This is a genomic window from Methylophaga sp. UBA678 (assembly GCF_002299105.1).
GTDB lineage: Bacteria > Pseudomonadota > Gammaproteobacteria > Nitrosococcales > Methylophagaceae > Methylophaga > Methylophaga marina.
Map to the genome: position 1 here is coordinate 157148 of NZ_DBNG01000012.1, position 24451 is coordinate 181598.

Here is a 24451-nt window from a genome sequence, read left to right on the forward strand (position 1 = left end):
AATGAACTATTTTTCTAGAATTATTATCACTATTTTTATCTGTAGTGTGACGGGATGTTCCCTATATCAGGTCGTTCCAGACCCCCTCTGGGATGCTTGGCATAAACGAGGTAGTGATAAAGATTCAACCATAAAAGACATGAATGAGTGCGGATATAGTAAAGATTTAAGAAGAGGGGCGGATCTACCTAATAGCAAGATTGAACCTCTTCACCGCTGTATGGAAGAAAAGGGTTATAAGTTTGACTTTAGTAGTTTTCGAGCGAATAACTGTTACGGTACAAACGCGCCTTATCCGTGCCGTATTTACTGGGGTGGCGGCGCAGCTGAATGGGAAAAAGTGACGCCAACAAACTAGATTAGGTTTGTTTGGTGAGGGGCAGGCAGATGACGAGAGCATTAGTGCTTGTCCCTTACTTTTTTTGTTTAACAGGATATTCTTTCACCACATTTTTAACTCACGTTAAATCATAGAAGTCGATAGGGTGTTACTTTCACCTCCAAAATTGTGAACTTTATCTAAAAATGAAGTGACTTAATGTTACTTGATTGTCATAAGTTCAGTCAGGAGGTGCTTTTGTATTCCATTACTTATGTCAGTTCGGCTACCCATGCCTTTTCTCAGGAGCAGTTATTTGAGCTGCTGGATGAATGTCGTAGTAATAACCTTAGAGAAAATCTTACTGGACAGCTGCTGTATAAAGATCAAGAGTTTATGCAAGTTCTGGAAGGTGAGGAAGAGCCACTGAAGTTTACTTTTGAGAAAATTTGCTGTGACAAGCGCCATAAAAATATTCTCATTTTAAACGAGGGATCCATCGGCCATCGTGAGTTCTGTGATTGGACCATGGGGTTTTACAATCTGGATAATGAATATGAGCATCATATTCCTGGCTACAGTGACATTTTGAATTACCCACTGACAGGGAATGAATTTCAATCACAGCCATCATTAGCCCAAATTCTACTTTTATCATTCAAAGATACTTATTAGTTCAAGTTCAAATAGTGACCAAGATAATGGTGACCGTTTTATATTAATTTCACCTGCCCATGTTAGGCTTGGGTGATTAAAGTCTATTCGAATCAAATACAGTCTGTTTTGGTTCAAGCATGCAGCACGGTTTTTCAGAGAATCTTATTAATTAAGAAAGGAGAGACAACATGAGTACGAACAATAACAACAGAACAACGACTGATTCCGGGTTACCTGTATCCAGTGATGAACATTCCTTAACCGTTGGCCGTGATGGGCCGATTCTGCTACATGATTTATATCTTATTGAGCAGATGGCTAACTTTAATCGCGAACGAATTCCAGAACGTCAGCCTCATGCTAAGGGCTCTGGTGCGTTTGGTCATTTTAAAGTGACACATGATGTCAGCCAGTTTACCAAGGCGGCCGTGTTTCAACCTGGTACTGAAACTGAAACATTAATGCGCTTTTCCAGTGTGGCAGGTGAACGAGGTAGTCCTGATACGTGGCGTGACCCACGTGGCTTTTCCATTAAGTTTTACACGACGGAAGGTAACTATGACATGGTGGGGAACAATACCCCCGTGTTTTTTATTCGTGACCCGTTAAAATTCCAACATTTTATCCGCTCTCAAAAACGTCGTGCTGATAATGGTATGCGTGACCATGATATGCAGTGGGACTTTTGGACCTTGTCTCCAGAGTCGGCGCATCAGGTGACGTGGTTGATGGGGGACCGAGGCATTCCCAAAACATGGCGTAATATGAATGGCTATTCCAGTCATACGTATTTATGGGTGAATGAAAAGGGCGAAAAGTTTTGGGTAAAATATCACTTCAAAACCAATCAGGGCATTGATTTTCTGACTCAGGACGAAGCTGATACGCTGGCGGGTAAAGATGGCGATTATCACAGACGCGATTTGTTTAATGCGATCAAAGAAGGGAACAATCCTAGCTGGACCATGAACGTTCAGATTATGCCTTTTGAGGATGCGAAAACATACCGTCTGAATCCATTTGATTTAACGAAGGTCTGGCCTCACGATGATTATCCATTGCATGAAGTGGGGCAATTAACGCTGAATCGTAACCCGACAGATTTTCACACTGAGATTGAACAGGCCGCATTTGAGCCAAGTAATTTAGTGCCGGGTATAGGGATTAGTCCTGACAAGATGTTACTGGGACGAATGTTTTCTTATGCGGATGCTCATCGCCACCGTTTAGGGGTGAACTATAAGCAGATTCCGGTGAATGCGCCGAAATGTCCTGTGAATAGTTATAGTAAAGATGGGGCCATGCGTGTACAAAATGTCACTGATCCTGTTTATGCGCCTAATTCTAAAGGTGGGCCGAAAGCCGATCCTGAAAACTATCCAGAAGACACCACATGGGCGGCCAGTGGTGAGTTCACACGCGAAGCTTACACGCTACGCGAAGATGATGACGACTTTGGTCAGGCCGGTATTTTAGTTCGGGAAGTGATGGATGATGCGCAGCGTGATCGTCTGGTATCAAATGTGGTTGGCCACGTGAGTGATGGTGTTGAAGAACCCGTATTATCACGCGTCATTGAGTACTGGAAAAACATTGACAGTGATATCGGTGAACGTATTGCCAAAGGCTTAGGCAAAGCGTAAACCAATAGTTTGTCAGTGAAACAAAAAAGCCAGCTTTAAGCTGGCTTTTTTTATAAATCGATATATTTTTTTATCGGCTCAAGGCGTCTTCATCACCTTTATGGTTTGGATGTATGAAGTTGGACTCTTTCGCTGTCTGCGTATCTGGGCCATCTAAGAGCGCGCCAGCACGATCAGGTAACACACGCTGGTCAGTAAAGTTGCCAAGTTCTTCATAGCCATGAGAAAGATGATCAAACAGCTCTTTGTATGAACCCGCCATATCCTTAAAAGCTTGTGCCGTTTTGTCGTAATGGGCATGTACTTTTTGTTTATAGGCATCAAGTTCGGTTTGTTTATCGGCCAGTTGACGATCATATGACTCAGCGATTTCTTTCATTTGATGATCACTGCCGGGGGCTTGGCGACGTCCCAGAGCAAAGCCGAGCAATGCAGCAATGATAGCGATGACAATCGTGAGTGCCCAGATTTCGGTTGAGGTCATAGTTCTTCCCGTTAAAAGTGAATAAGCTCTAGTCTAGCCATTGAGTGTCTTCATGACAAACCGTTTTATTGAAAGGTTTTATTTTGTGATTTAATAAGCCATTGATATCACTTCTATCCGCCATTGCTGAAAGGATACATCATGGTTTCACCTCTTTTCTTAGGTCAGTCAACACAGCCCGTCACCTTATTAGCTAATATGGCAAACCGTCATGGTCTGATTGCCGGTGCGACAGGGACAGGCAAAACCGTCACGCTTCAGGTGCTGGCAGAAAGCTTCAGTCATATAGGCGTGCCTGTATTTGCAGCAGATATTAAAGGGGATTTATCGGGAATCAGTCAGCCGGGTAAACCGCATCCCAAAATTAATGAGCGTGTTGATCTGATGGGACTGTCAGATTTTGGCTTTACTGGAATGTCAGTCACGTGTTGGGATGTATTTGGCAAGCAGGGCCATCCACTTAGAGCAACTATTTCCGATATGGGGCCGTTGCTGTTATCCCGATTGATGAATTTGAATGAAACGCAGCAGGGCATTTTGAACTTGGTATTTCGCGTTGCCGATGATAACGGCTGGCTGGTGTTGGATTTAAAAGATCTCCGATCCATGCTGCAGTTTATTGCTGAGAATGCGGCAGAGTTCAGAACCTTATACGGCAATATTTCTGCTGCTAGTGTGGGCGCTATTCAACGTCGTTTATTAGGACTGGAAGAGCAGGGGGCTGACCAGTTATTTGGTGAGCCAATGTTTAATCTGGATGATCTGTTGCAAACAGATGAACATGGGCGAGGCATCATTAACTTGCTGGCCGCTGACAGTCTAATGCAGTCGCCTAATCTTTATAGTGCTTTTTTACTCTGGCTGTTATCTGAATTATTTGAGCAATTACCCGAAGTAGGCGATCCTGAAAAACCGAAGTTGGTGCTGTTTTTTGATGAGGCTCATTTATTATTTGATGATGCGCCTAAAGTATTGTTGGATAAAATTGAGCAAGTCGTTCGACTTATTCGTTCAAAAGGCGTTGGCGTGTATTTTGTCACACAAAACCCGACGGATATTCCGGATAGTGTGTTGGGACAATTAGGCAACCGCATTCAACATGCTTTACGTGCATACACCGTAAAAGACCAAAAAGCGTTAAAAGCAGCTGCTGAAACGTTCCGTGATAACCCAGAATTTGATACCCGCGAAAAGCTGACGAGTTTAGGTGTGGGCGAAGCCCTGATCTCCACACTGGATGAAAAAGGTCGCCCGCAGGTGGTGCAGCAAACGCTTATCAAACCGCCACAGAGTCAGATTGGTCCCATTACTGAGCAGCAAAGACAGAGTCTGCTGAGCACGTCTTTAGTGGCCGGTGTTTATGACAAGACGCTGGATAGAGAGTCAGCCTATGAAGTGCTGGCAGAGCGTGCATTAAAAGCCCAGGAGGCTGAAAAGAATCTGCCTGAAGACGAACCCAAAACAATTAAGAGAAGGCGTGAAACCGTGCTGGAAGCCTTTGCAAAAAGTACGATGCGTGCAATTGGCAGTCAATTAGGTCGTCGAATTGTCAGAGGTATTCTGGGTTCCTTATTAGGCAAGAAATAACAAATTGAGTCTGTTTTTAAATGCCGTAGAATAGTCATGAAGATATAAGGGGAAAGATGATGATTGATACTAAGAAAATTGAAGAAGTCGTACAAAGCATCAGCAAAGCATTACCACCGGGTTTAGTGCAAATGCAGGAAGATGCTGAAAAGAATATTCGTTCAGCTCTCACCGCGACATTCACCAAGCTGGATTTAGTCACGCGTGAAGAGTTTGATGTACAGGCGCAAGTATTGTTGCGTACCCGTGAAAAGTTGGAGGCACTGGAACGACGTGTCGCCGAGTTAGAAAACCCACCTAAATAAGAGAAACACTATGTCTGAATTTACTAATGTCTCGGTCACACGTGAAGCAAACGTTTATTTCGATGGTAATGTGACCAGCCGTAAAGTGACATTTGCTGATGGCAGCTACAAAACATTAGGCATTATGATGCCTGGTGAGTTTACCTTTGGTACTGAAAAAGCCGAATTGATGGAAATTCTGGCAGGTAAACTCAGTTATCGATTGAAAGGAGATGCAGAGTGGATTGATGTGACAGCTGGCGAGTCCTTCAAGGTGCCTGCTAACTCATCATTCGATATCCAGATTTTAGAGTTAGTGGATTACTGCTGTACTTACTTAGATTAATTTTATTTTTCTATCAGCAATAAAAAAGGCGCTTCAAGCGCCTTTTTTTATGTCTTTAAGAGAGACCTTTATTCCCAATCATAGACTAAGTTCATTTGATACGTGGTATCGGTTGTCTCAGCGTCTTCAGCAGGTTGACTGTTATATTTGCTACGCAGGCTAGCACGTAATTTCCAGTCTTCTTTTTCAGTAATAGGCATTTCTCCACCAAAATTGGTGACAATCAGATAATTGGTGCCAGGGCTGCTGAATGAGGGGTAGTAGGTCAGATCATGAAATAGACTGAGTTTACTGTTCATTTTGTATTTGACGTCATAGCCTAATACACCTGTTGGGTCTTTATCTTTTGTGCCATCGCTGTAGCTTTCAAAGCGATAACCGAGACCGGCGAAGCCTTTGAATTTGAGATCATCTTCACGAATGAAAAATCGACCTAAACTCGCTGCGGCAATGGCTCGTAAGTCTAATTCTTCAAACTCATCAATTTCAAAGTCGGCTGAACCACGAGCAAACCACATTTCGCTGATATCACGTTCTAAAGATAGTCCGGCCAGCTTTTGGTTGGCGGTTTGTTCGCCATCTTCTTTCTGGAAGTTAATTTCCATGTAGAGATTCATGCGTTCGGCATCTGTTTCACGGTTCAGCTCACCACGACCATGCGCGCCAAATCGATTTGTATTACCTGATGCACCCGTGACACCCATTGCAATGCTGCCACTCCATGGATCACGCAGACGATTTCGTTCTTCACGTAGCGCGTTAATTGCTGTTTCATAAGACGTTTTTATGTCTTCAACTTCTTTTTCTTTGTCAGCTTTAATGGTTTCGATTTCGTCTTGATATTCTTGTTGTACAGCAAGAATTTGAGGTTTTGTGGCATCAGTAGCCCAAACGTTTTTGATATTTTTTGGGTTAATATCCACATTACCGAATGCTGTATTAGTCAGTTGCGCTTGGCCGTTATTATCAACAGATAGTTGGCCGACTATTCTGTCGCGGCTGTCTAACTCAATCAGATATTTTTTATCGGTAGTGATTTGGCTGACGCGAGCATAATCAATCGTGACTTCATTAGCGAAGGCTGTGTCCATGATTAATTGACCATTTGCGACTTGTTTTACTGTCCCTTTGAGCATACTGCCATCATCAAGAACGACTTGGTCAGCTACTGCGATATTGGTCAATGTGCTTGAAATTAATAAAAAAATAGTCCTCAAGCTAGGCTTGTACATATAAACTCCGGAGATTTGTATTAGATGAGTTGCGCACTACTAAACTAACACAAGCAACCTCGCTCGTAAAAACGCAACGCTTTTTTGTCCTTTATTTATTCGACAAGTTTCACGGCATCTCAAAAAAAGTTAGGCTAATATTTCTTTTTTACACTCAACCAAGGATGGAGTATGAGTATCGCAAAGGTTTACAGCCGTGCGGTGACAGGCATACATGCCCAAGAAGTCACAATTGAAGTGCACCTATCGAATGGTTTGCCTAGTTTGTCGATTGTAGGGATGCCAGAAACAGCGGTGAAAGAAAGTAAGGATAGGGTGCGTTCTGCCATTTTGAACTCCCAGTTTACCTTCCCCCAGCAACGTATCACTATCAATCTGGCTCCTGCAGATTTACCCAAGGAAGGCGGGCGGTTTGATTTACCCATAGCATTAGGCATCTTAGCCGCATCAAACCAGATTCCACTGCAGACAATTGCTGATAAGGAATTTATTGGTGAATTAGGGCTGGCTGGCGAATGTCGTTCTGTGCGGGGCGTATTGCCAACCGCACTGGCTGCATCGGCAGCTAAACGTACATTGATTCTGCCAGAAATCAATGCCGGCGAAGCAGCCTTAATTGAACAATGCGAGAGTTTTGGGGCGGATAATTTGCTCGCCGTATGCGCGCATTTACATGGACAACAACGACTTAACCTGGCGAGTTCACCAGATTTATCTGATGCAGCAGACTATCCAGATCTCATTGATATTCGAGGGCAGTCTCATGCAAGAAGAGCACTAGAGATTGCCGCAGCAGGCTCACACAGTATTTTGTTCTGTGGACCGCCTGGCACAGGAAAAACCATGCTTGCCAGCCGATTACCTGGCATATTAACCACGATGTCTGAAGCTGAAGCAGTAGAAACGGCAGCCATACATTCTATTGCTTCTAACGGTTTTGATCCTGGTCATTGGCGTCAGCGTCCATTTCGTTCACCTCATCACACAGCATCTGCTGTGGCTTTAGTGGGGGGAGGCAGTCATCCGAGACCGGGAGAAATATCATTAGCGCATAATGGCGTACTTTTTCTTGATGAACTCCCCGAGTTTGACCGGCGTGTGTTGGAAGTGCTGCGCGAGCCAATAGAATCTGGCAAAATCTCGGTGTCGAGAGCAGCTCATCAGGCGGAGTTTCCAGCCCGCTTTCAACTGGTGGCAGCCATGAATCCTTGTCCTTGCGGTTATCTGGGCGAGTCTCGCTGTCGGTGCACAGAAGAGCAAGTTCGTCGCTATCGTGCTAAAGTCTCCGGCCCATTGCTGGACAGAATTGATATGTTGGTTGACGTGCCTGCGGTAGATAAAAGCTTATTAAGACATCAACATGTCGATGCGACAGCCGAATATTCAGAACAGGTTCGGCATCGGGTAGAAAAAGCCCGCAAGAGACAGCTCGATCGACAGCGTAAAGCCAATAATTTGTTAGACCAAAAAGAAATTGAGGATGTGTGTCTGTTGAGTGAAGACGATTATCAGCTAGTGGAAAAGGCGATTGTCCGCCTTGGTCTATCAGCACGGGCCTACCATCGAATTCTAAAAGTGGCGAGAACGATTGCTGATCTTGCAGGAAGTCGTCACATACAAACTGAACATCTTAGTGAAGCCATTAGCTATCGTCGGCTTGATGTAGGTCACTAATGTTGCCGCTTTTTACCTTATTTATTGAGTGGAAACACTCGTTTGATCATGTAGTTTTCAGAGGCGTTAATGCTCAATGATCTTAATCCGCAGCAGCAGGAAGCTGCGCGTCATATAGATGGACCCCTCTTAGTTTTAGCTGGTGCCGGTAGTGGTAAGACGCGGGTTATAACCCGAAAGATTGCCTATCTGATTGAGCAATGTGGTATTCCAGCCAAAAATATTGCTGCAGTCACTTTCACCAATAAAGCGGCGCGTGAGATGAAAACCCGTGTGTCTGAATTGATGGCCAGTCGTCAAAATTCGGCGGCAGCACGTGGTTTGATGGTCTCAACTTTCCACACACTTGGTTTGAATATTCTACGCCGTGAATATAAATCACTCGGATATCGCAGTGGTTTTTCTATTTTTGATGCTCAAGACAGTCTGGCGGTATTACGTGATCTGATGGGACGTGATTTTGCTGCAGATAGTGAGCATGCTGAACAGGTGCAGTGGCAAATATCAGAGTGGAAGAATCAGCTGATTCTGCCTGACAAGGCCATGCAAATTGCTGAAGCAGGTACGCAAATGGCTGCAGCGAAAGTGTATCCACTCTATACCGCTGCGTTACAAGCCTATAACGCCGTTGATTTTGATGATTTGATACTCAAACCGGTGGTGTTGTTTCGTGAAAACCCTGAAGTATTAAAAAAGTGGCAAGCGCGTATTCATTATTTGTTAGTGGATGAGTATCAGGATACCAATGGCTGCCAGTATGAGCTGGTCAAGCAGCTGGTCGGCATTCGTGAAGCACTGACAGTGGTAGGTGATGATGATCAGTCTGTCTATTCATGGCGTGGTGCCCGACCGGAAAATCTGGCACAACTACAGACCGACTATCCTCGTCTGAAACTGATTAAACTCGAACAAAATTACCGTTCCATGAGCCGCATTCTACGAGTGGCTAATACTCTGATACGCAATAATCCTCACGTATTTGAAAAGCAATTATGGAGTGCACTGGGAGAGGGTGATCCGATACGGGTGATCGGCTGTCGAGATGATGATCATGAATCAGAAAAAGTGGTGTCTGAGCTGCTTTATCACAAGCTGAAACATCAGGCCAGTTTCAAAGATTATGCGATCCTCTATCGCAGTAATCATCAGTCCAGACCGATTGAACGCGTATTACGTGAACATAATGTGCCTTACTTCTTAACTGGCGGCACATCGTTTTTCTCACGGATCGAAGTGAAAGACATCATGGCCTATCTGAGATTGCTAGCGAATCAGGATGATGACAATGCCTTCCTTCGGGTTATTAATACGCCGCGCCGTGGGATAGGTTCAAGCACTCTACAAGCTCTCGGTAATTATGCTACTGAGCGTAAAACCAGTTTGTTTGGTGCCTGCTTTGAGATGGGCCTGGCTGAAAAATTGCCTGAAAAAGCGATTCTGAATCTGACCCATTTTGCTAACTGGTTGGTTGATATTGCAGATAGAGCTAAACGTGGTGACTTAATGAGTGCGATCCGCGATATGGTCGAAGAAATCGAATATCGTGGTTGGCTGGAAGAGACCAGTGGTGATCCGAATAAAGCAGAGCGGCGCATGGACAACGTGCTCGAGCTGTTGAGCTGGATTGAACGTATCATCGAAAATGATACCGAAGAGAAAAGTATTGGCGATATTGCAGCCAGACTGACATTGATGGACATTCTGGATCGTCAGGAAGACGAAAACCAAGCTGATGCCGTGCATTTGATGACCTTACATGCTGCAAAAGGTCTGGAGTTTCCACATGTATTCATGATTGGCATGGAAGAAGAAATCCTGCCTCACCGTACCAGTATCGAAGAAGGCACCATCGAAGAAGAACGTCGCCTGACCTATGTCGGTATAACCCGAGCCCAACGCAGTCTGGTCATGACGATGGCTAATACGCGTAAGCGTTATGGGGAGAAGATGGAGTGTGAGGAAAGCCGTTTTCTTCGTGAGTTACCATCAGATGATCTGATTTGGATGTCTGAAAAAACACAGGCTGATCCGGAAGAACGCAAAGAGCGTGGTAAGGCGCATCTCTCTAATATTCGGCAAATGCTGAAATAAAAAAAAGCCCGGTGACTGAAGTGACCGGGCTTTTTTATGCTAAACCATGCGACGAAGCGTGTCGTCTTTACGTATAAAGTGATGGTAGAGTGCAGCGCCAATATGGCCGACCACCAAAATAGCCAGTACGATAGCTAATACTGAGTGTAACTCGCCGATGTCATGAGCCCATTGCACCTTATCAGCTGGTTTTTCAATGAGCACCTGACCAAATACTTTGACTGGATACCCATGTCCATGGATATACAGTGCACCCAGTGGTGGCATAGCAATCAGGCAAAAATACATGATGCTATGTACCGTTTTTACCAGTTTGCTGTTGGCGCCTTCAATAATCGGACGTTGATTTTTTTGTTTCATACTCCACAACAAACGTACTATGGCGAGAATCATAATGATTGCGCCTATCGACACATGATAGGGACCAAATGTATCCCCCAGCCAGTGTTTACCATCGTTAATACGATCAGCAAATTTAAAAAATTGTTGGAAAACAAGTACGGCTACTAACCAGTGGAAAAAACGCGTCACACTGCCATATCGGTCTATCGAATCATTTATCATTTCTCTCTCCTTTGTGAAAACCATCGCTGAGACAGAATTATCAATACAGTTGTTCCGGTTATTCGGTTTTTATTAAAATGATGATTGAATAATTTTGTCGAGTTGATTGGCAAACTGCATTCTGTCACGGTGATTAAAGGCATTCTGCCCACCTGTATCCACACCGCTCGAACGCATGGTATCCATAAAATTACGCATGGTTAAACGTGCAGCAATATTGCTTTTATCCATTAGTTCACCACGTGGGCTGAGGCAGATGCCGCCACGATCAATCACATCGTTGGCAAGTGGAATGTCAGCAGTGATAACTAAATCTTTCATTTGAACACGGCGGGCTATCTCATCATCTGCCATGTCAAAACCTGAGGCGACTTGAATAAACTGAATTTGATTATCTGCCGGCACCTTAATCGCGTGGTTTGCAATAAAGGTCAGCGGCAGGGAGGTGCGTCTTGAAGCCCGAATCAGGATTTCTTTAATAACAGCCGGACAAGCGTCGGCATCGACCCAGATATGCATTATTCTTCCTGGTCAGATTTATTCAACGTACGTTTTTCTTGTCTGACTTTAATATGAAGTGCAGCCTTTGCCATCAAATGAGCACTGACTGGAGCGGTGATAAATAAAAATAAAGTCACCAGTATTTCATGCAAGCTGATACCGTCAGTTTTGGTACTGAAATGAATGGCAGATGCCACCAGAACAGCACCGACACCTAAAGTACTGGCTTTGGTGGGACCATGTAAACGCATATAAAAGTCAGGCAGTTTGAATAAGCCTAGGGAACCGACCAGCGTAAAGAAACCACCCAGAATAATCAGAATAGATAATAAAATTTCTAACATGATTTATTCCATTATGTCGCCGCGCAGCAGGTATTTGCTTAGCGCGAGTGTACCCATAAACCCCATCAACGCAATCAATAGAGCAGCTTCGTAATAAAGATTGCTTCGCAGGAAAATACCCAGCAGGATAAGTAGGGCAATTGAATTAATATACAGTGTATCGAGGGCCAGAATTCTATCCGGCACACTAGGACCGATAAGTAGTCGATAAAGGCTCAATAGCAGGGCCGTACACACCATAACGCAGGCTGTAATGATGGCGATATTCAGCATTAGTTGAAAATCTCCTTTAACGGTTTTTCAAACAGCTGTTTGATTTCATCAATGGTTGTTTGGGCATCATCGATATGCAGGGCATGAATCAACAGCTTTTTCTGGTCTTTAGACAAGTCACAGGTGACAGTCCCGGGAGTCAGTGAAATGGTATTGGCAAGAATACTGATCGCCAATGGTGAGGTTAAATCCAATGGTATCTCAACAAAACCGGGTCGCAGTTTATCTGAGGACATGAGAATAAGACGCGCCACATGAATATTGGCAATCACTATCTGCCAGAGCACAGAGCTGAAAAACTTAATCAGCAACCATGGCCGACGTACCATGACGCGCTCCTCCCAGAATCCAGCACTGAACCAAGGAATAAATATTGCGAGTAAGCCACCTAAAATCATATGGCCAGCCGATAAGGTGTTATTCAATAAAAGCCAGATAGCCCATAAGGCCAGGGTGAGAAATGGATGAGGAAAGCATTTTCGCCACATATTATTCTCCTCCCTGATAGGCAGGCTGGCCCATTACTGCATCAATATAAGCTTGATGATCATTCAGTTGTGAAGCCACGCTCTGGGTAAAATCAGATATAGGACCGGCTGCAATGACTAATATCGGACTGGCTAGCACTAAAACTAAAGCCAGAGCCAATGCACGTATATTCAGCTTCTCACTGTCATCATCGAGAGAGGTATCCGTTTGATAGAAAATGATTGAGCCTGACCGTGCCATCGCCATAATCATTAATAAGCTGCCTATTAAAATGATGGCATAGATCCAGGTACTTAATGTGCTGCTCAGCGCGGCTTCCAAAATCATTACTTTACCGATAAACCCTGACAGTGGTGGCATGCCTACAATAGCAATAGCGGTAATGAAAAACACAGAGCCTAAAAGAATGGCATGTTTCATTGGGGCGCCAGGACGTAACCTATCAGAGTATGAGCCTCTGGCTCGAGCAATGATGTCGGCTACCAGAAATAATCCGGCACCAATCAGCGTGGAATGAATTAGATAATACAAGGTAGCCGCTAACGCTTCGGTTGTATTAATCCCGATACCAATCAAAAGCGTGGCGACGGAAGCCAGTATCAGAAAAGCGGTTTGTTCTTTTAAGGCACGGGATGCAAATACACCAAGGACGGCCATTGCTAACGTGACCAAGCCAAGACTTAATACTACCCCAGCATGTAAGCCAGCTAGCGCGCTTGCCTGTTCTGAGAATAACGTGCCATGAACACGAATAATCGCGTAGAGACCCACTTTGGTCATGATCGCAAATAAAGCAGCCACGGCAGCAGAGGTATTGGCATAGGCACCAGGTAGCCACAAATAGAGCGGGAAAATAGCCGCTTTGATACCAAACACCACTAAAAGAAGCAGTCCAGCTGCTGCCACAATACCTTGATCAGCACTGTCCAGCTGAGCAATGTGCGTAGACATATCAGCGATATTTAATGTGCCCAAAATGCCATAGAGTGTGCCCACAGCGAATAAAAACAAGCTGGAGCCGACCAGATTAATGACGACATAATGCAGCCCGCCTTTAGTGCGAAGGCGGCCGCCGCCATGGAGTAATAATCCATATGATGCGAGTAACAGCACTTCGAAGAAGACAAACAGGTTAAACAAGTCACCAGTCAGGAAGGCACCATTCAGACCAAAAAGCTGGATTTGATAGAGCACATGAAAATGTTGACCTTTTTTATCGGTACCCTGAGAAATGGCATAAGCCAATGCAATAACTGCCAGTATGGATGTCAGCAGTATCATCAAGGAAGATAACTTATCCAACACCATCACGATGCCAAATGGCGCTGTCCAGTTACCAAGTAAGTAAACAGAATAATCACCACTATTGGCGATAGTGACGGTGTAGATACTCAGCAGCAGCAGAGCCATAGTGAATATCAGGCTAACTACACGCTGCAGCGGGATACCTTTGGGCCGAGAAAATAATGTCAGTATGCCACCCAATAAAGGTAACAAAATGAGCAGAATAGGCAGCTGTGACAGTGTCATTTGGCATCTCCTCCTGCTACTTTATTCTCCTGTTCTTCAGCCACATAACTCATACCATCGACATGATCGTTACCCAGTTCACTACGCGCTTTTAAAGCCAGAACAATTAAAAATGCCGTCATGCCAAATGCGATGACGATGGCAGTTAATACCAGCGCCTGAGGAAGAGGATCGGTATATTTTGTTGTTTCCGCAGAGATAATGGCAGCCTCGCCAATTTGTAAGCGTCCCATGACGAATAAAAATACATTCACTGCATAGGAAATCAGCGTTAACCCCAGTACCAGAGGAAAGGTACGAGCCCGAAGCACAAGGTAGACACCACTTGATGTCATGACACCTATCGCGATGGCAACTAACCACTCCATCTATTTTTTCTCCTGTTGAGCTAAACCATGAGATGCGTGACTGAGCTTACCCAGTTCGACCAGAATAAGTACGGTTGCACCAACGACCACCAGAAATACACCTAAATCAAATATCATGGCACTGGCAATTTCAAATTTGCCAACAATCGGCCATGTCAGATAGGTGAATGTCGTCGTTAGGAACGGATAAGACAGGAACATGGCTGCTAACCCGGTGACAAAAGCTGCTGTTAAACCAACCGCTATGACTTTATGCATATCCACTTTGATTCTGGCGTTTGTCCAGGCAATACCGTTTGCAAGATACTGTGAAATGAGTGCTACTGCAGCAATCAATCCTGCGATAAAGCCACCACCAGGTAAGTTGTGACCTCGCAAGAAGATAAAGACGGCAACCATTAACATTAATGGGAATAGCAGTCTTGTCAGTGTTTGCATAATCGGCGGGTGAGGGTCATGACTCCACTCACGTCCCTCTATGTCACGTTGCGGTGCAGGTAATTTCAGATCTCTGAGTAGCGCAAAAATACCCAGACCAGCTAAGGCTAGTACAACAATTTCGCCCAATGTATCAAAGCCACGGAAGTCCACGAGAATAACATTCACCACGTTAGTACCACCGCCACCAGGCTTGCTGTTCTCAAGGAAGAATCCAGAAATACTCGCGTAATCCCGGCTCATTACAGCCATGGCTAATAACATCACCGTGACACCTGCAGAAATGGATAAAACCAGATCACGAAACAGTCGTCTATGACTTCTTTCCTGAGGACTGTGCTGTGGTAAGAAGAACAGAGCCAATAACAGCAGCACAATCGTGACGACTTCAACGGATAATTGAGTCAAAGCCAAATCAGGTGCTGAGAATTTCACAAAGCCCAGTGAAACAATCAAACCAATCACACCGATAATAATCAGTGAAACAAGTCTTTGATGATGCAATAACGCCGTTAATATACTGGCAATCACAAGAATACCCACTTGCACCATGGTGAGCAGGTTCGCATCCAGTAAAGTACGGTCACCAAACAGTGGGCTATCAAACTGTAAAAATCCATACAACGTTGCCGCGACGCCAGATAGCAATACCCAACTGATGGCATTTTGCAAAGAGCCACGATCAAATAATCGACTGAATCTGCCACTCAGCACTAACAAGCCGTGTGTGATTCTGTTAAACAGTGTTTTCGCATCCAGACGAGGTAAATTTGTATCGTGCCAGCGAAATAATTTTTCCCGATAGAAATAGACAATAACGCCGAATAACAGAGCAATAAAACTCATTAATAAAGGGATATTGAAACCATGCCAGATAGCGAGACTATAATCAGGTGGTACAGATTGTATGCTCGCCGCGACAGCCACACTTAGAATCGGGGCGACAATCAGCATAGGCACCATACCTACGCCAAGACACAGCAATACCAGAATATCGACAGGTATCTTCATAAACCGTGGTGGTTCATGTGGTGTTTTGCTTAAGCCCTGAGGTTCACCATTAAAAAATACATCGTGGATAAACCGTAGCGAGTAAGCAACAGAAAAAACGGCGCCGAATGTCACAATGACGGGAATCGCCCAGCTAAGAGTATGGTGATCCGTTGCGGTTAAAGCTTGTTGGAAAAACATTTCCTTACTAAGGAAGCCATTCAGAAGGGGAACACCTGCCATGGCAGAGGCCGCAATCATGGCGAGTAATGCGGTGTGAGGCATGTATTTTAAGAGGCCATTTACTTTGCGCATATCGCGGGTGCCACATTCATGATCGATAATTCCAGCCACCATGAATAACGATGCTTTGAAGGTCGCATGATTAATGATGTGGAAGATGGCCGCCACAGCGGCTAATTTGGTGCTAAAACCAAACAACAGCGTGATTAATCCCAGATGACTTATGGTGGAATAGGCTAACAAGCCTTTTAAATCATGCTTAAAGAGTGCGGTATAGGCGCCCAGCACCATAGTTATCATACCAGCTCCGCCCACTAACCAACCCCAGGCCTCAGTGCCTGAAAGAACCGGAAATAGTCGAGCAAGAATAAAAATACCGGCTTTCACCATTGTGGCTGAATGTAAGTAGGCCGATACAGGGGTCGGTGCTGCCATGGCGTGAGGCAGCCAGAAGTGAAAAGGGAATTGAGCCGATTTGGTAAATACGCCCAATAAAATTAATACTAATGCCGTCAGATAGTGTTCATTTTGGCGAATAAGATCGCCTGATGCCAACACGTCGGTGAGATTAAAGCTGCCAACCATATTGCCAATCATTAATACGCCAGCCAACATAGCTAAACCACCGGCACCAGTGATGGTCAGTGCCATTCTTGCACCATCGCGGGCATCTTGGCTGTACTGCCAGTAGCTGATCAATAAAAATGACGTTAAGGATGTTAATTCCCAGAATATAACAAGCTGGATTAAATTTTCTGAAAGCACAATGCCTAACATTGAGCCCATAAACATCAATAAATACGCAAAAAAACGGCCCATTGAGTCCTGAGCCGATAAATAATAGCGTGCATACAGAATGACAAGTAGTCCAATCAGTAAGATCAGAAAACTAAAGAGTAGCGACAGGCCATCAAGTCGAAACGCGAAATCTAAACCCAGTGCAGGTAGCCATGACCAGCTCTGAACCAGTGTTTCATTATCGAAAGGAATATGAACAGCTGGCATCAAGATCAATAGTGCTAAAAGGGTGACAATGCCCGCCACCCAGGCTGAGGCAACACGATTAAATCTTGCAGCCCATGCGGCAATAGGTGCGCCCAGAAAAGGGATTAGAGCAACTAAAGGTAAGTTGAACGCCAATAAATTCATTGATTTTCCTGTTATCTAACGGGTGCTCATATTCTATATTTATACATGAAAAAGCACTGTAGAGCAGCGCTCTACAGTGCTTTTTTGTTCATTTCAGACTTTACGCTATTGTGATTGAGCAACCATGTAGTCTACCGCTTCCATTATTGCTTCATCACTCAGATCAGAACGACCACCTTTAGCAGGCATCATATTAAATCCTTCAATAGCATGTTTATGCAGGGTGTCGATACCTTTTTCAATACGTGGAGCCCAGTCTGCAGCATTACCAATTTTTGGTGAATTCATCAGTCCAGCACCATGGCAGGCAGCACAGACTTGCGTCACGATTTGTTCACCGGCGCCACCAGTATTGGTATCTTCTTCTGCAGGTGCTGCTTGTACAGCAGGTGGCTCACCAATATTGACTTCTGCAACGGGTTTAATACGTTCAGCGACGGCTTCTTCATCCATGCTGGCCGGAGCAGTTGCATTCTTGCCTAATTCAAGTGCGTTATCCAGCACAACTAATACCAAACCGAAAAGTATTAATACGGTGACAATACTACCAATTAGAAATTGACCAGAATTATTATTATTCACTGAAAACCTCTGCTTATTTTAATAATGGCGATGATTATACGGTTAACGAACTTTCTGTGCCACGAAAAGCAACAGAAAGGATTAGTTCTCTATTGCTGATAAACATATTTTCCCTATAGTACGACCGGATAGTAAACGTTGGTGGGCTTGTTCAATATTGCTGGCAGAAATCGGCCCCAATGTCTGTTTGTGAGTACATTTAAGCGTTTTAATATCCAGCATTTCTGAGATGCTATTCAGTATATGATGTTGCTCGATCATATCGGCTGTTTTGTACATAGGTCTGGCAAACATAAACTCCCAGACTATGCCTGCACTTTTATTTTTGAGCTTGTCTATATTGTGAGTTTGCTGGCTTGTGACAACAAAACAAATCATGCCTTGAGGGGCTAGCAAATCGGTGAGTTCATCGTAGTATGGGTCAGTATCTGCTAAGCATAAAATATAATCGGGAGCAGCAATATTTAATGCTGAGTAATGATCCGTTAATTGTTGATGGTTGATGACGTGATCTGCACCCATTGCATAGCACCAATCGATAGACTCTTTACGAGATGCTGTTGCCACGACATTGAGCTTTGCAACCTGTTTAGCCAGTTGTATAGCAATTGAGCCTACACCGCCGGCACCGCCAACAATCAGGATGGTTTTACCTTTATCCATATCGGGCTGAATGCGCATTCTTGAGAATAGGGCTTCCCACGCAGTAATACTGGTAAGCGGCATGGCAGCAGCTTGTTCAGCAGTGAAATTTTGTGGGGCCTTGCCGACAATGCGTTCATCAACTAATTGATGTGAGGCATAACAGCCATCACGCGTGACATCACCAGCGTAGAAAACTTTATCACCCACGTTAAATAATTCACAATCGTCACCTGTCTCGACAACAGTGCCAGAGGCATCCCAACCAATAATTTTGGCCTTGTCATTATTGTCATCCAGGCTGGCTTTAATTTTTGTATCAACAGGGTTAACAGCAATCGCTTCTATTTTGATAAGAAGATCATGCCCTTTGGGTGAGGGTGTCTCGCGCTCAAGTTCTTGTGCTTGTCCATTGGCTTGAAAAAATCCATAGGCTTTCATTCACTTTGCTCCGCTTGTGGCTATTTGATGTTAATGACCCAATAGTATGAATTAAGTTGCTGTGATTTATGGCAAAAGCTGCTTCAAAGCGTTTAGGTACTCGTCTTCTGATGGTGGCATGCCATCACGTTGCGCTTGCCATATTGATTGCGCCAGACAGTCCATCATCATGTGATCACAGTGATGTGGGTCTTGTTTGGCATGAAGTAATTGCTGGTAGATGTCACGAATACCCTGGGGTCTGTTTGTTTGAATCTGTTCGTGCAGAGCCAGATGTAACCCCATATGTAAATAAGGGTTGGTTTCGCCAGCTTCAACGAAGTAGTCTTGATCGATTTTATCTGGTTGATTAAATAAGGCGTGATATTCGGGATGAAGCTCAATGATATGAGCGATGTGTTTTTCGAGCTCAGTGAGGGGGGCGCTAGTATGGAATTTCTTCCACACATCGAAATAGACTTGTCTGATTTCTTGTCGGTTTTGACCAAACATTATGATGCAGTTCGTGACTGACGACGTTGCTGGTCACGGTAATAGTCACAATATTGGGTGACAGAGCAGGTGTCACATTTTGGTTTACGCGCCAGACAGACATAGCGGCCATGTAATATTAGCCAGTGATGCGCATCTAACAGATAGTCTTTCGGGACAACTTTCATAAGTTTGTCTTCGACCGCCTTAACCGTTTTTCCTTTTGCCAGCCCTGTTCTGTTAGATAAACGAAAGATATGCGTGTCTACGGCAATGACAGGGTGTTTAAAAACGGTGTTTAAGATAACGTTAGCGGTCTTGCGACCAACACCAGGTAAGGCTTCCAGTGCTTCCCTATCTTCTGGGACCTGACTGTTATGTTGCTCAATTAAAATTCGACAGGTCTTGATGACATTTTCAGCCTTGCTGTTGAATAAACCAATCGTTTTGATGTATTGCTTTAAGCCATCCACTCCCAAGGCGAGAATTTGCTCAGGCGTATTCGCTATTGGGTAGAGTTTGTCCGTGGCTTTGTTCACCCCCACATCCGTCGCTTGAGCTGACAGAATCACAGCAATCAGTAACTCAAAAGGAGAAGAGTAATGAAGCTCCGTCGTAGGGGCCGGGTTATGTGCTTTTAAAGTAGCAAAAAAGTCACGCCGTTGAGCCTGGTTCATCTTAGCTGCTCGTAGCGACTTCGGCTGTGGTTTCAACTTTTACTGTTTGTTGCTTACTCAGTCTGGCATCAATCACATTTTTTAAGGCAACAATTAATCCCAAGCCGATAAAAGCCCCCGGTGGTAACAATGCCAACAAAAAGCCACGGTAATCATCAATAACAGTAATAGTGAAGTTTTTTGCGATATCACCAAACATCAACTCTGCCTGACTGAATAAGGTGCCTTGACCAATCAGTTCACGCATGCCGCCAAGCACAACCAGGACAGCAGTAAAGCCAATACCCATCATTAGCCCATCCAGCAACGCTGGTCCAACTGAATTTCTAGCGGCGAAAGCCTCGGCACGGCCAATGATGGAGCAGTTGGTGACAATCAGCGGGATAAAAATACCCAAAATAATGTAGAGTTCATGGAACCAGGCATTCATCGATAATTCAATAATGGTCACAATTGAGGCAATGATCATGACAAAAACGGGTAATCTTGCTTCATCAGGAATCTGGTTTCTGAGTAGCGAAATCAAACCATTTGATGCCACTAAGGTCAGGATGGTTGCTAATCCCAGTCCCAGTCCATTAATGACGGTGTTCGTTACGGCGAGGAGGGGGCATAAACCCAGCAGTTGAACAAGGGCGGGGTTATTCTTCCACAGACCTTCTTTTACAATCTGATAATAAGCATTCATGATTTTTCCTCATTGATAGCAAATAATGCTTCACGATGATTTTTGAAATACTCAAGCGAGCCTTTTACCGCTCTCACCACAGCTCTTGGTGTAATGGTTGCCCCAGTAAACTGGTCAAAAGCACCACCATCTTTTTTGACCTTCCATTTGGCTGATGATGGATTTTCTAATGATAAACCTTCGAATTGTTTAATCCAGTCAGAGCGGCTGGCATCAATTTTATCACCCAGTCCAGGGGTCTCTTTGTGATTGATAACACGAACGCCTGCCAGCGTACCATCGTTATAAATCCCAACCAGCATTTTAATCCGTCCCGAGTAACCGTTGGGCGCGACAACGGTCAGGATGACAGCGACTGGTTGGTCCTGTTTGCGAGCACGGAAAACTTGAGTGGGTTCTTCAGTACCTAAGCTTTCAGTGGCTGGCAGTAAGATGGTGTCTTGTAAAATCGCATTATCGTATTGTTCATGCGGTATCAGAATATTGATGGCATCCAATAATGCTTGACGTTCGTTTTCTTTAATTTGTTGACGTGTATTTTGTTCTGTGTACGCCACCATGGTGGTAGCGACGATAGCAAAAATGCCCAAAACCACGCCTACGCGTAAGATGTGCTTTTTTAGGTCTGCCATTATTTCGTGGCCCCGTAGACTTTAGGTTGCGTGTAATAATCGATTAGCGGTGCCAGCATATTCATTAACAGCACAGCGAAGGCGACACCATCAGGATAGCCTCCCCATACTCGAATGATGTAGGTTAAAGCGCCTACTCCAGCACCAAATACCAGACGACCTTTCACCGTTGTCGAACCTGAAACCGGATCAGTGGCAATAAAAAACGCACCTATCATCGTGCCGCCACTTGTCAGGTGGAATAGAGGTGAGCCCGTGACTTCAGGGGCAAACAAATAAGTGACACCACTCATCACAAACAATGTGCCGATCATGGCAACTGGAACATGCCAGCTAATGACGCGACGATAAAGTAAATAAAGACCACCAATGGCAAACCAGATGTTAATCCATTCCCAACCTAAACCACCTAAACTGCCAAATAGGTTTTGATTAACGATATAGACAGGCGCAATCGATTGTCCTATCTGAGTTTTCATTGTATCGAGTGGCGTTGCCCCAGAAACAGTATCTGCAGTCCAACCAGCGCTGGTTTCACCGTAAAAAATTAATTGAAAAGCCGAATGTAAATCGAGAGATTTGTCTGTAAGCGAGTCAACAGGTAACCAGGTTGTCATTTCAAGCGGGAAGGACACTAATAACAATACATACCCAACCATGGCAGGATTAAATGGGTTGTAGCCCAGACCTCCGTACAAATGCTTGGCAAAAATGATGGCAAATAAAATCCCGGTGACCGTTAACCACCAAGGCGCGAGCGGCGGTATGGCGACAGCCAACAATACGGCTGTTACTGCCGCACTGCCATCGGTGATGAAAGGTTTAATCGGTCTTTTACGCAGTGTCAGCATGACTGCTTCTGCGAGCAGGGCGACGATTAATGCCAGTGTAATATTGATTAAGACCGCAGGGCCAAAGAAATAAACCATCGCGGCTACTGCAGGAATCATCGCTAAAATGACTTGCAGCATTTGCAGCGTCACGCGGTTGGTACCTGCCAGAAATGGCGGGCTCATTCGAAATATCGCCATTATTTACTCCGTTTCCTTACTATCCGCTTCGGCTGTCACGGCAGCTTTTTCTTGTTGTTCTTTTTTGGCTTTAGAGGCTGCTAAGGCTGCTTTACGCTGACGCTGACGCTCTTCTTTTTCACGCTGTTCCCGTTCTAAACGTGCCTGACGTGTTTCGAAACGGTCGCGAGCGAGATCTGATTTCTTACGTTCACGTTCTTGGTTCATAATTTCCGTTTTAGCAAAGCGGAAATAGGAAACTAACGGAATTTTGCTTGGGCAGACATAATCACAACAACCACATTCAATACAATCGAATAAGTTGTAATCTCGAGTTTGATCAAAATCTTTAGCTCGTGAATGCCAGTAAAGTTGTTGCGGTAATAAACTGGCAGGGCAGGCACTTGCACAGTCGCCACAACGGATGCATGGCAAAGGTTCCTGTGCTGGCGCAGCATCCTCCACACCGGCGAGAATACAGTTTGCTGTTTTTGTCACAGGTAAGTTATCGCCAGACAGGTTAAAGCCCATCATGGGACCACCAAGAATGAAGGCTTCATCAGGTTCGCGCTGTGTTTCTGCGTACGCTAATAATTCAGAGATGGGAGTGCCAAAAAGGGTTTCAAAGTTGCCTGCATGTGTCACGTCTTTTCCGGTCACCGTAACGATTCTGGAGATTAACGGTTCTCCATGAAAAATAGCACGGCCCACTGCATAGGCTGTGCCCATATTGTGACTCACAATACCCAAATCAATCGGCAAACCATCGCTTGGCACTTCTTTACCCGTCACAACTTGAATAAGTTGTTTTTCACCACCCGTTGGGTAACGAGTGGGTACAACAACCAAGCGTGTATTATGCATATCAGGACGAGAAGCCAGAGCCAACTCCATAGCTGAAATGGCTTGCGGTTTGTTATCTTCAATCGCCACAATGACTTCACGAGCCCGAAGTGCGTATTGCATGATTTCAATACCATCCAATATGCCGTCAGCACGTTCACGCATCAGCATGTCATCACAGCTGATGTAAGGTTCGCACTCAGCACCATTTAGCAAAAGTGTTTCAACAGTGTGATGAACGCCGGGGTTCAATTTGATGAAGCTTGGGAAACCCGCGCCTCCGAGGCCAACGATACCTGCATCGCGTACGATTTGACGAATTTCATGAGTCGAAAGTGAACGGTAGTCATTTACGGGTTCACGCTCAATCCAGCGATCTTCACCATCGGTTTCGATAGTGATGCACGGTGCTGTCAGACCAGATGGATGAGGAATAGGCTGCTCATTAATGGCGGCAATGGTACCTGAACTGGGGGCATGCAGGCAGACTGAAACATGGCCATCCGCACGAGCAATTCGTTGCCCCTTAAGTACCTTATCACCTACTTCAACAATAGGAATAGCTGCGCTACCAATATGTTGTTGCAGCGGTAGAATCAGCCGTTTTGCGAGTGGTGTTTTCCGAATGGGGGTTTGAGTTGACCGCTTCTTATGACCGGGCAACTTGAGTCCACCTGGAAATGAGCCTAATGTTTTTGTCATGTTCTTTCTCCACGTTCTAGCTGGACGTGAGAAGGATCTGGCCAGCGCCAGGTGTTGGGATTAGGTGCCATTTCAACCATATCAATACAATCTACCGGACAAGGTTCTAAGCAGAGTTCACAGCCTGTGCATTCATCAGCAATAACTGTGTGCATATGTTTTGCCGCACCCAGAATTGCGTCGACAGGGCAAGCCTGAATACACAAAGTGCAGCCGATACAACGTTGTTCATCAATGACCGCAAGCATTTTGGGTTTTTCAACACCGCACTCTTCATCGAGTGGTTTAGGTTCAACATCGAGCAAGTCCGCCAGTGCTTGAATGGTTGATTCGCCGCCGGGAGGGCAACGGTTTATATCAACTTCACCTGCTGCAATAGCTTCAGCATAAGGACGGCAACCTGCAAAACTACATTGACCGCATTGTGTTTGAGGAAGAATTTTATCGATCTGATCGACGATAGGATCGCCTTCAACTTTGAACTTGACGGAAGCAAAGCCTAATAGCAAACCGAGAATTAACGCCAGAAGCGTTAAAGCAATAACCGCTGTCAACAT

27 protein-coding genes are annotated in these 24451 nt (G+C 44.8%); 8 read left to right on the forward strand and 19 right to left on the reverse strand.

All coding sequences use genetic code 11. The features are described 5' to 3' along the window. Position 1: 1 nt before the first annotated feature. From B3014_RS07490 to B3014_RS07500, 3 genes are all read left to right on the forward strand, one after another. Positions 2 to 358 (forward strand): hypothetical protein, encoded by a 357-nt coding sequence (locus tag B3014_RS07490; RefSeq protein WP_289243393.1) that lies wholly within the window; start codon positions 2 to 4, stop codon positions 356 to 358. A 219-nt stretch (positions 359 to 577) separates the two neighbouring features. Next, positions 578 to 994, forward strand: a complete 417-nt coding sequence (locus tag B3014_RS07495) for a BLUF domain-containing protein (protein ID WP_289243394.1) — start codon at positions 578 to 580, stop codon at positions 992 to 994. 170 nt (positions 995 to 1164) lie between these two features. Then, entirely contained in the window at positions 1165 to 2619 is a 1455-nt protein-coding gene (locus tag B3014_RS07500; protein WP_289243395.1) for a catalase, read from the forward strand. A 70-nt stretch (positions 2620 to 2689) separates the two neighbouring features. Here the strand turns inward: B3014_RS07500 and B3014_RS07505 are convergent, their stop codons facing one another. After that, positions 2690 to 3103 carry a YhcB family protein gene (locus B3014_RS07505; protein WP_289243396.1) on the reverse strand — a complete coding sequence of 138 codons (414 nt, stop codon included), beginning with the start codon at positions 3101 to 3103 and terminating at the stop codon, positions 2690 to 2692. A 141-nt stretch (positions 3104 to 3244) separates the two neighbouring features. Here B3014_RS07505 and B3014_RS07510 point away from each other — a divergent pair, with 141 nt between their 5' ends. Genes B3014_RS07510 through B3014_RS07520 form a run of 3 tightly spaced genes read left to right on the forward strand, consistent with a single transcriptional unit; the run spans position 3245 to position 5320 of the window. Next, entirely contained in the window at positions 3245 to 4690 is a 1446-nt protein-coding gene (locus B3014_RS07510) for a helicase HerA-like C-terminal domain-containing protein (protein ID WP_289243397.1), read from the forward strand. A 59-nt stretch (positions 4691 to 4749) separates the two neighbouring features. After that, entirely contained in the window at positions 4750 to 4995 is a 246-nt protein-coding gene (gene ubiK / locus B3014_RS07515; RefSeq protein ID WP_289243476.1) for a ubiquinone biosynthesis accessory factor UbiK, read from the forward strand. 10 nt (positions 4996 to 5005) lie between these two features. After that, a complete protein-coding gene (locus B3014_RS07520) occupies positions 5006 to 5320 on the forward strand; it encodes a pyrimidine/purine nucleoside phosphorylase (RefSeq protein WP_289243398.1) in 315 nt (104 codons plus the stop codon). A 68-nt stretch (positions 5321 to 5388) separates the two neighbouring features. On the opposite strand, the gene B3014_RS07525 is transcribed toward B3014_RS07520, so the two are convergent. Next, positions 5389 to 6552, reverse strand: a complete 1164-nt coding sequence (locus B3014_RS07525) for a DUF481 domain-containing protein (RefSeq protein WP_289243399.1) — start codon at positions 6550 to 6552, stop codon at positions 5389 to 5391. Positions 6553 to 6723: 171 nt separating this feature from the next. Here B3014_RS07525 and B3014_RS07530 point away from each other — a divergent pair, with 171 nt between their 5' ends. Both B3014_RS07530 and rep read left to right on the forward strand, forming a co-directional pair. Continuing rightward, complete coding sequence (locus B3014_RS07530; RefSeq protein WP_289243400.1) at positions 6724 to 8226, forward strand: YifB family Mg chelatase-like AAA ATPase; 1503 nt, start codon at positions 6724 to 6726, stop codon at positions 8224 to 8226. A gap of 69 nt (positions 8227 to 8295) precedes the next feature. After that, positions 8296 to 10317: a DNA helicase Rep gene (gene rep / locus B3014_RS07535; RefSeq protein ID WP_286304173.1), complete on the forward strand. Its 2022-nt coding sequence runs from the start codon at positions 8296 to 8298 to the stop codon at positions 10315 to 10317. Between the two features lie 39 nt (positions 10318 to 10356). On the opposite strand, the gene B3014_RS07540 is transcribed toward rep, so the two are convergent. The 17 genes from B3014_RS07540 to rsxB form a co-directional block, all read right to left on the reverse strand. Beyond that, positions 10357 to 10881, reverse strand: a complete 525-nt coding sequence (locus tag B3014_RS07540) for a cytochrome b (RefSeq protein WP_289243401.1) — start codon at positions 10879 to 10881, stop codon at positions 10357 to 10359. 72 nt (positions 10882 to 10953) lie between these two features. After that, positions 10954 to 11400, reverse strand: coding sequence for a YaiI/YqxD family protein (locus B3014_RS07545; RefSeq protein ID WP_286304175.1), 447 nt, complete (start codon positions 11398 to 11400; stop codon positions 10954 to 10956). Then, a complete protein-coding gene (locus B3014_RS07550; protein WP_286304176.1) occupies positions 11400 to 11726 on the reverse strand; it encodes a Na+/H+ antiporter subunit G in 327 nt (108 codons plus the stop codon). The genes B3014_RS07545 and B3014_RS07550 overlap by 1 nt, the downstream gene beginning before the upstream one ends. Positions 11727 to 11729: 3 nt before the next feature. Continuing rightward, positions 11730 to 11999 (reverse strand): K+/H+ antiporter subunit F, encoded by a 270-nt coding sequence (locus B3014_RS07555; protein ID WP_007146389.1) that lies wholly within the window; start codon positions 11997 to 11999, stop codon positions 11730 to 11732. Next, positions 11999 to 12487 (reverse strand): Na+/H+ antiporter subunit E, encoded by a 489-nt coding sequence (locus B3014_RS07560; RefSeq protein WP_286304177.1) that lies wholly within the window; start codon positions 12485 to 12487, stop codon positions 11999 to 12001. The genes B3014_RS07555 and B3014_RS07560 overlap by 1 nt, the downstream gene beginning before the upstream one ends. Position 12488: 1 nt before the next feature. Then, on the reverse strand, positions 12489 to 14018 hold the full coding sequence (locus B3014_RS07565) for a monovalent cation/H+ antiporter subunit D (RefSeq protein WP_289243402.1): 1530 nt from the start codon (positions 14016 to 14018) through the stop codon (positions 12489 to 12491). Further along, positions 14015 to 14386: a Na+/H+ antiporter subunit C gene (locus tag B3014_RS07570; protein WP_289243403.1), complete on the reverse strand. Its 372-nt coding sequence runs from the start codon at positions 14384 to 14386 to the stop codon at positions 14015 to 14017. Before B3014_RS07570 ends, B3014_RS07565 begins: the two co-directional genes overlap by 4 nt. After that, positions 14387 to 17206, reverse strand: a complete 2820-nt coding sequence (locus B3014_RS07575; protein WP_289243404.1) for a monovalent cation/H+ antiporter subunit A — start codon at positions 17204 to 17206, stop codon at positions 14387 to 14389. Between the two features lie 105 nt (positions 17207 to 17311). Then, complete coding sequence (locus B3014_RS07580; protein WP_289243405.1) at positions 17312 to 17788, reverse strand: c-type cytochrome; 477 nt, start codon at positions 17786 to 17788, stop codon at positions 17312 to 17314. An 81-nt stretch (positions 17789 to 17869) separates the two neighbouring features. Beyond that, positions 17870 to 18871, reverse strand: a complete 1002-nt coding sequence (locus tag B3014_RS07585; protein ID WP_289243406.1) for a zinc-binding alcohol dehydrogenase family protein — start codon at positions 18869 to 18871, stop codon at positions 17870 to 17872. A gap of 66 nt (positions 18872 to 18937) precedes the next feature. Then, positions 18938 to 19363 carry a DUF1841 family protein gene (locus B3014_RS07590; RefSeq protein ID WP_289243407.1) on the reverse strand — a complete coding sequence of 142 codons (426 nt, stop codon included), beginning with the start codon at positions 19361 to 19363 and terminating at the stop codon, positions 18938 to 18940. After that, positions 19363 to 20019, reverse strand: coding sequence for an endonuclease III (gene nth / locus B3014_RS07595; RefSeq protein ID WP_286304184.1), 657 nt, complete (start codon positions 20017 to 20019; stop codon positions 19363 to 19365). The genes B3014_RS07590 and nth overlap by 1 nt, the downstream gene beginning before the upstream one ends. Position 20020: 1 nt before the next feature. Then, entirely contained in the window at positions 20021 to 20707 is a 687-nt protein-coding gene (locus B3014_RS07600; RefSeq protein ID WP_289243408.1) for an electron transport complex subunit E, read from the reverse strand. Next, positions 20704 to 21339, reverse strand: a complete 636-nt coding sequence (gene rsxG, locus B3014_RS07605) for an electron transport complex subunit RsxG (RefSeq protein ID WP_289243409.1) — start codon at positions 21337 to 21339, stop codon at positions 20704 to 20706. Before rsxG ends, B3014_RS07600 begins: the two co-directional genes overlap by 4 nt. Further along, entirely contained in the window at positions 21339 to 22370 is a 1032-nt protein-coding gene (rsxD, locus tag B3014_RS07610; RefSeq protein WP_289243410.1) for an electron transport complex subunit RsxD, read from the reverse strand. The genes rsxG and rsxD overlap by 1 nt, the downstream gene beginning before the upstream one ends. Positions 22371 to 22373: 3 nt before the next feature. After that, positions 22374 to 23894 (reverse strand): electron transport complex subunit RsxC, encoded by a 1521-nt coding sequence (rsxC, locus tag B3014_RS07615; protein WP_289243411.1) that lies wholly within the window; start codon positions 23892 to 23894, stop codon positions 22374 to 22376. After that, a complete protein-coding gene (gene rsxB, locus B3014_RS07620; RefSeq protein WP_286304189.1) occupies positions 23891 to 24451 on the reverse strand; it encodes an electron transport complex subunit RsxB in 561 nt (186 codons plus the stop codon). Before rsxB ends, rsxC begins: the two co-directional genes overlap by 4 nt.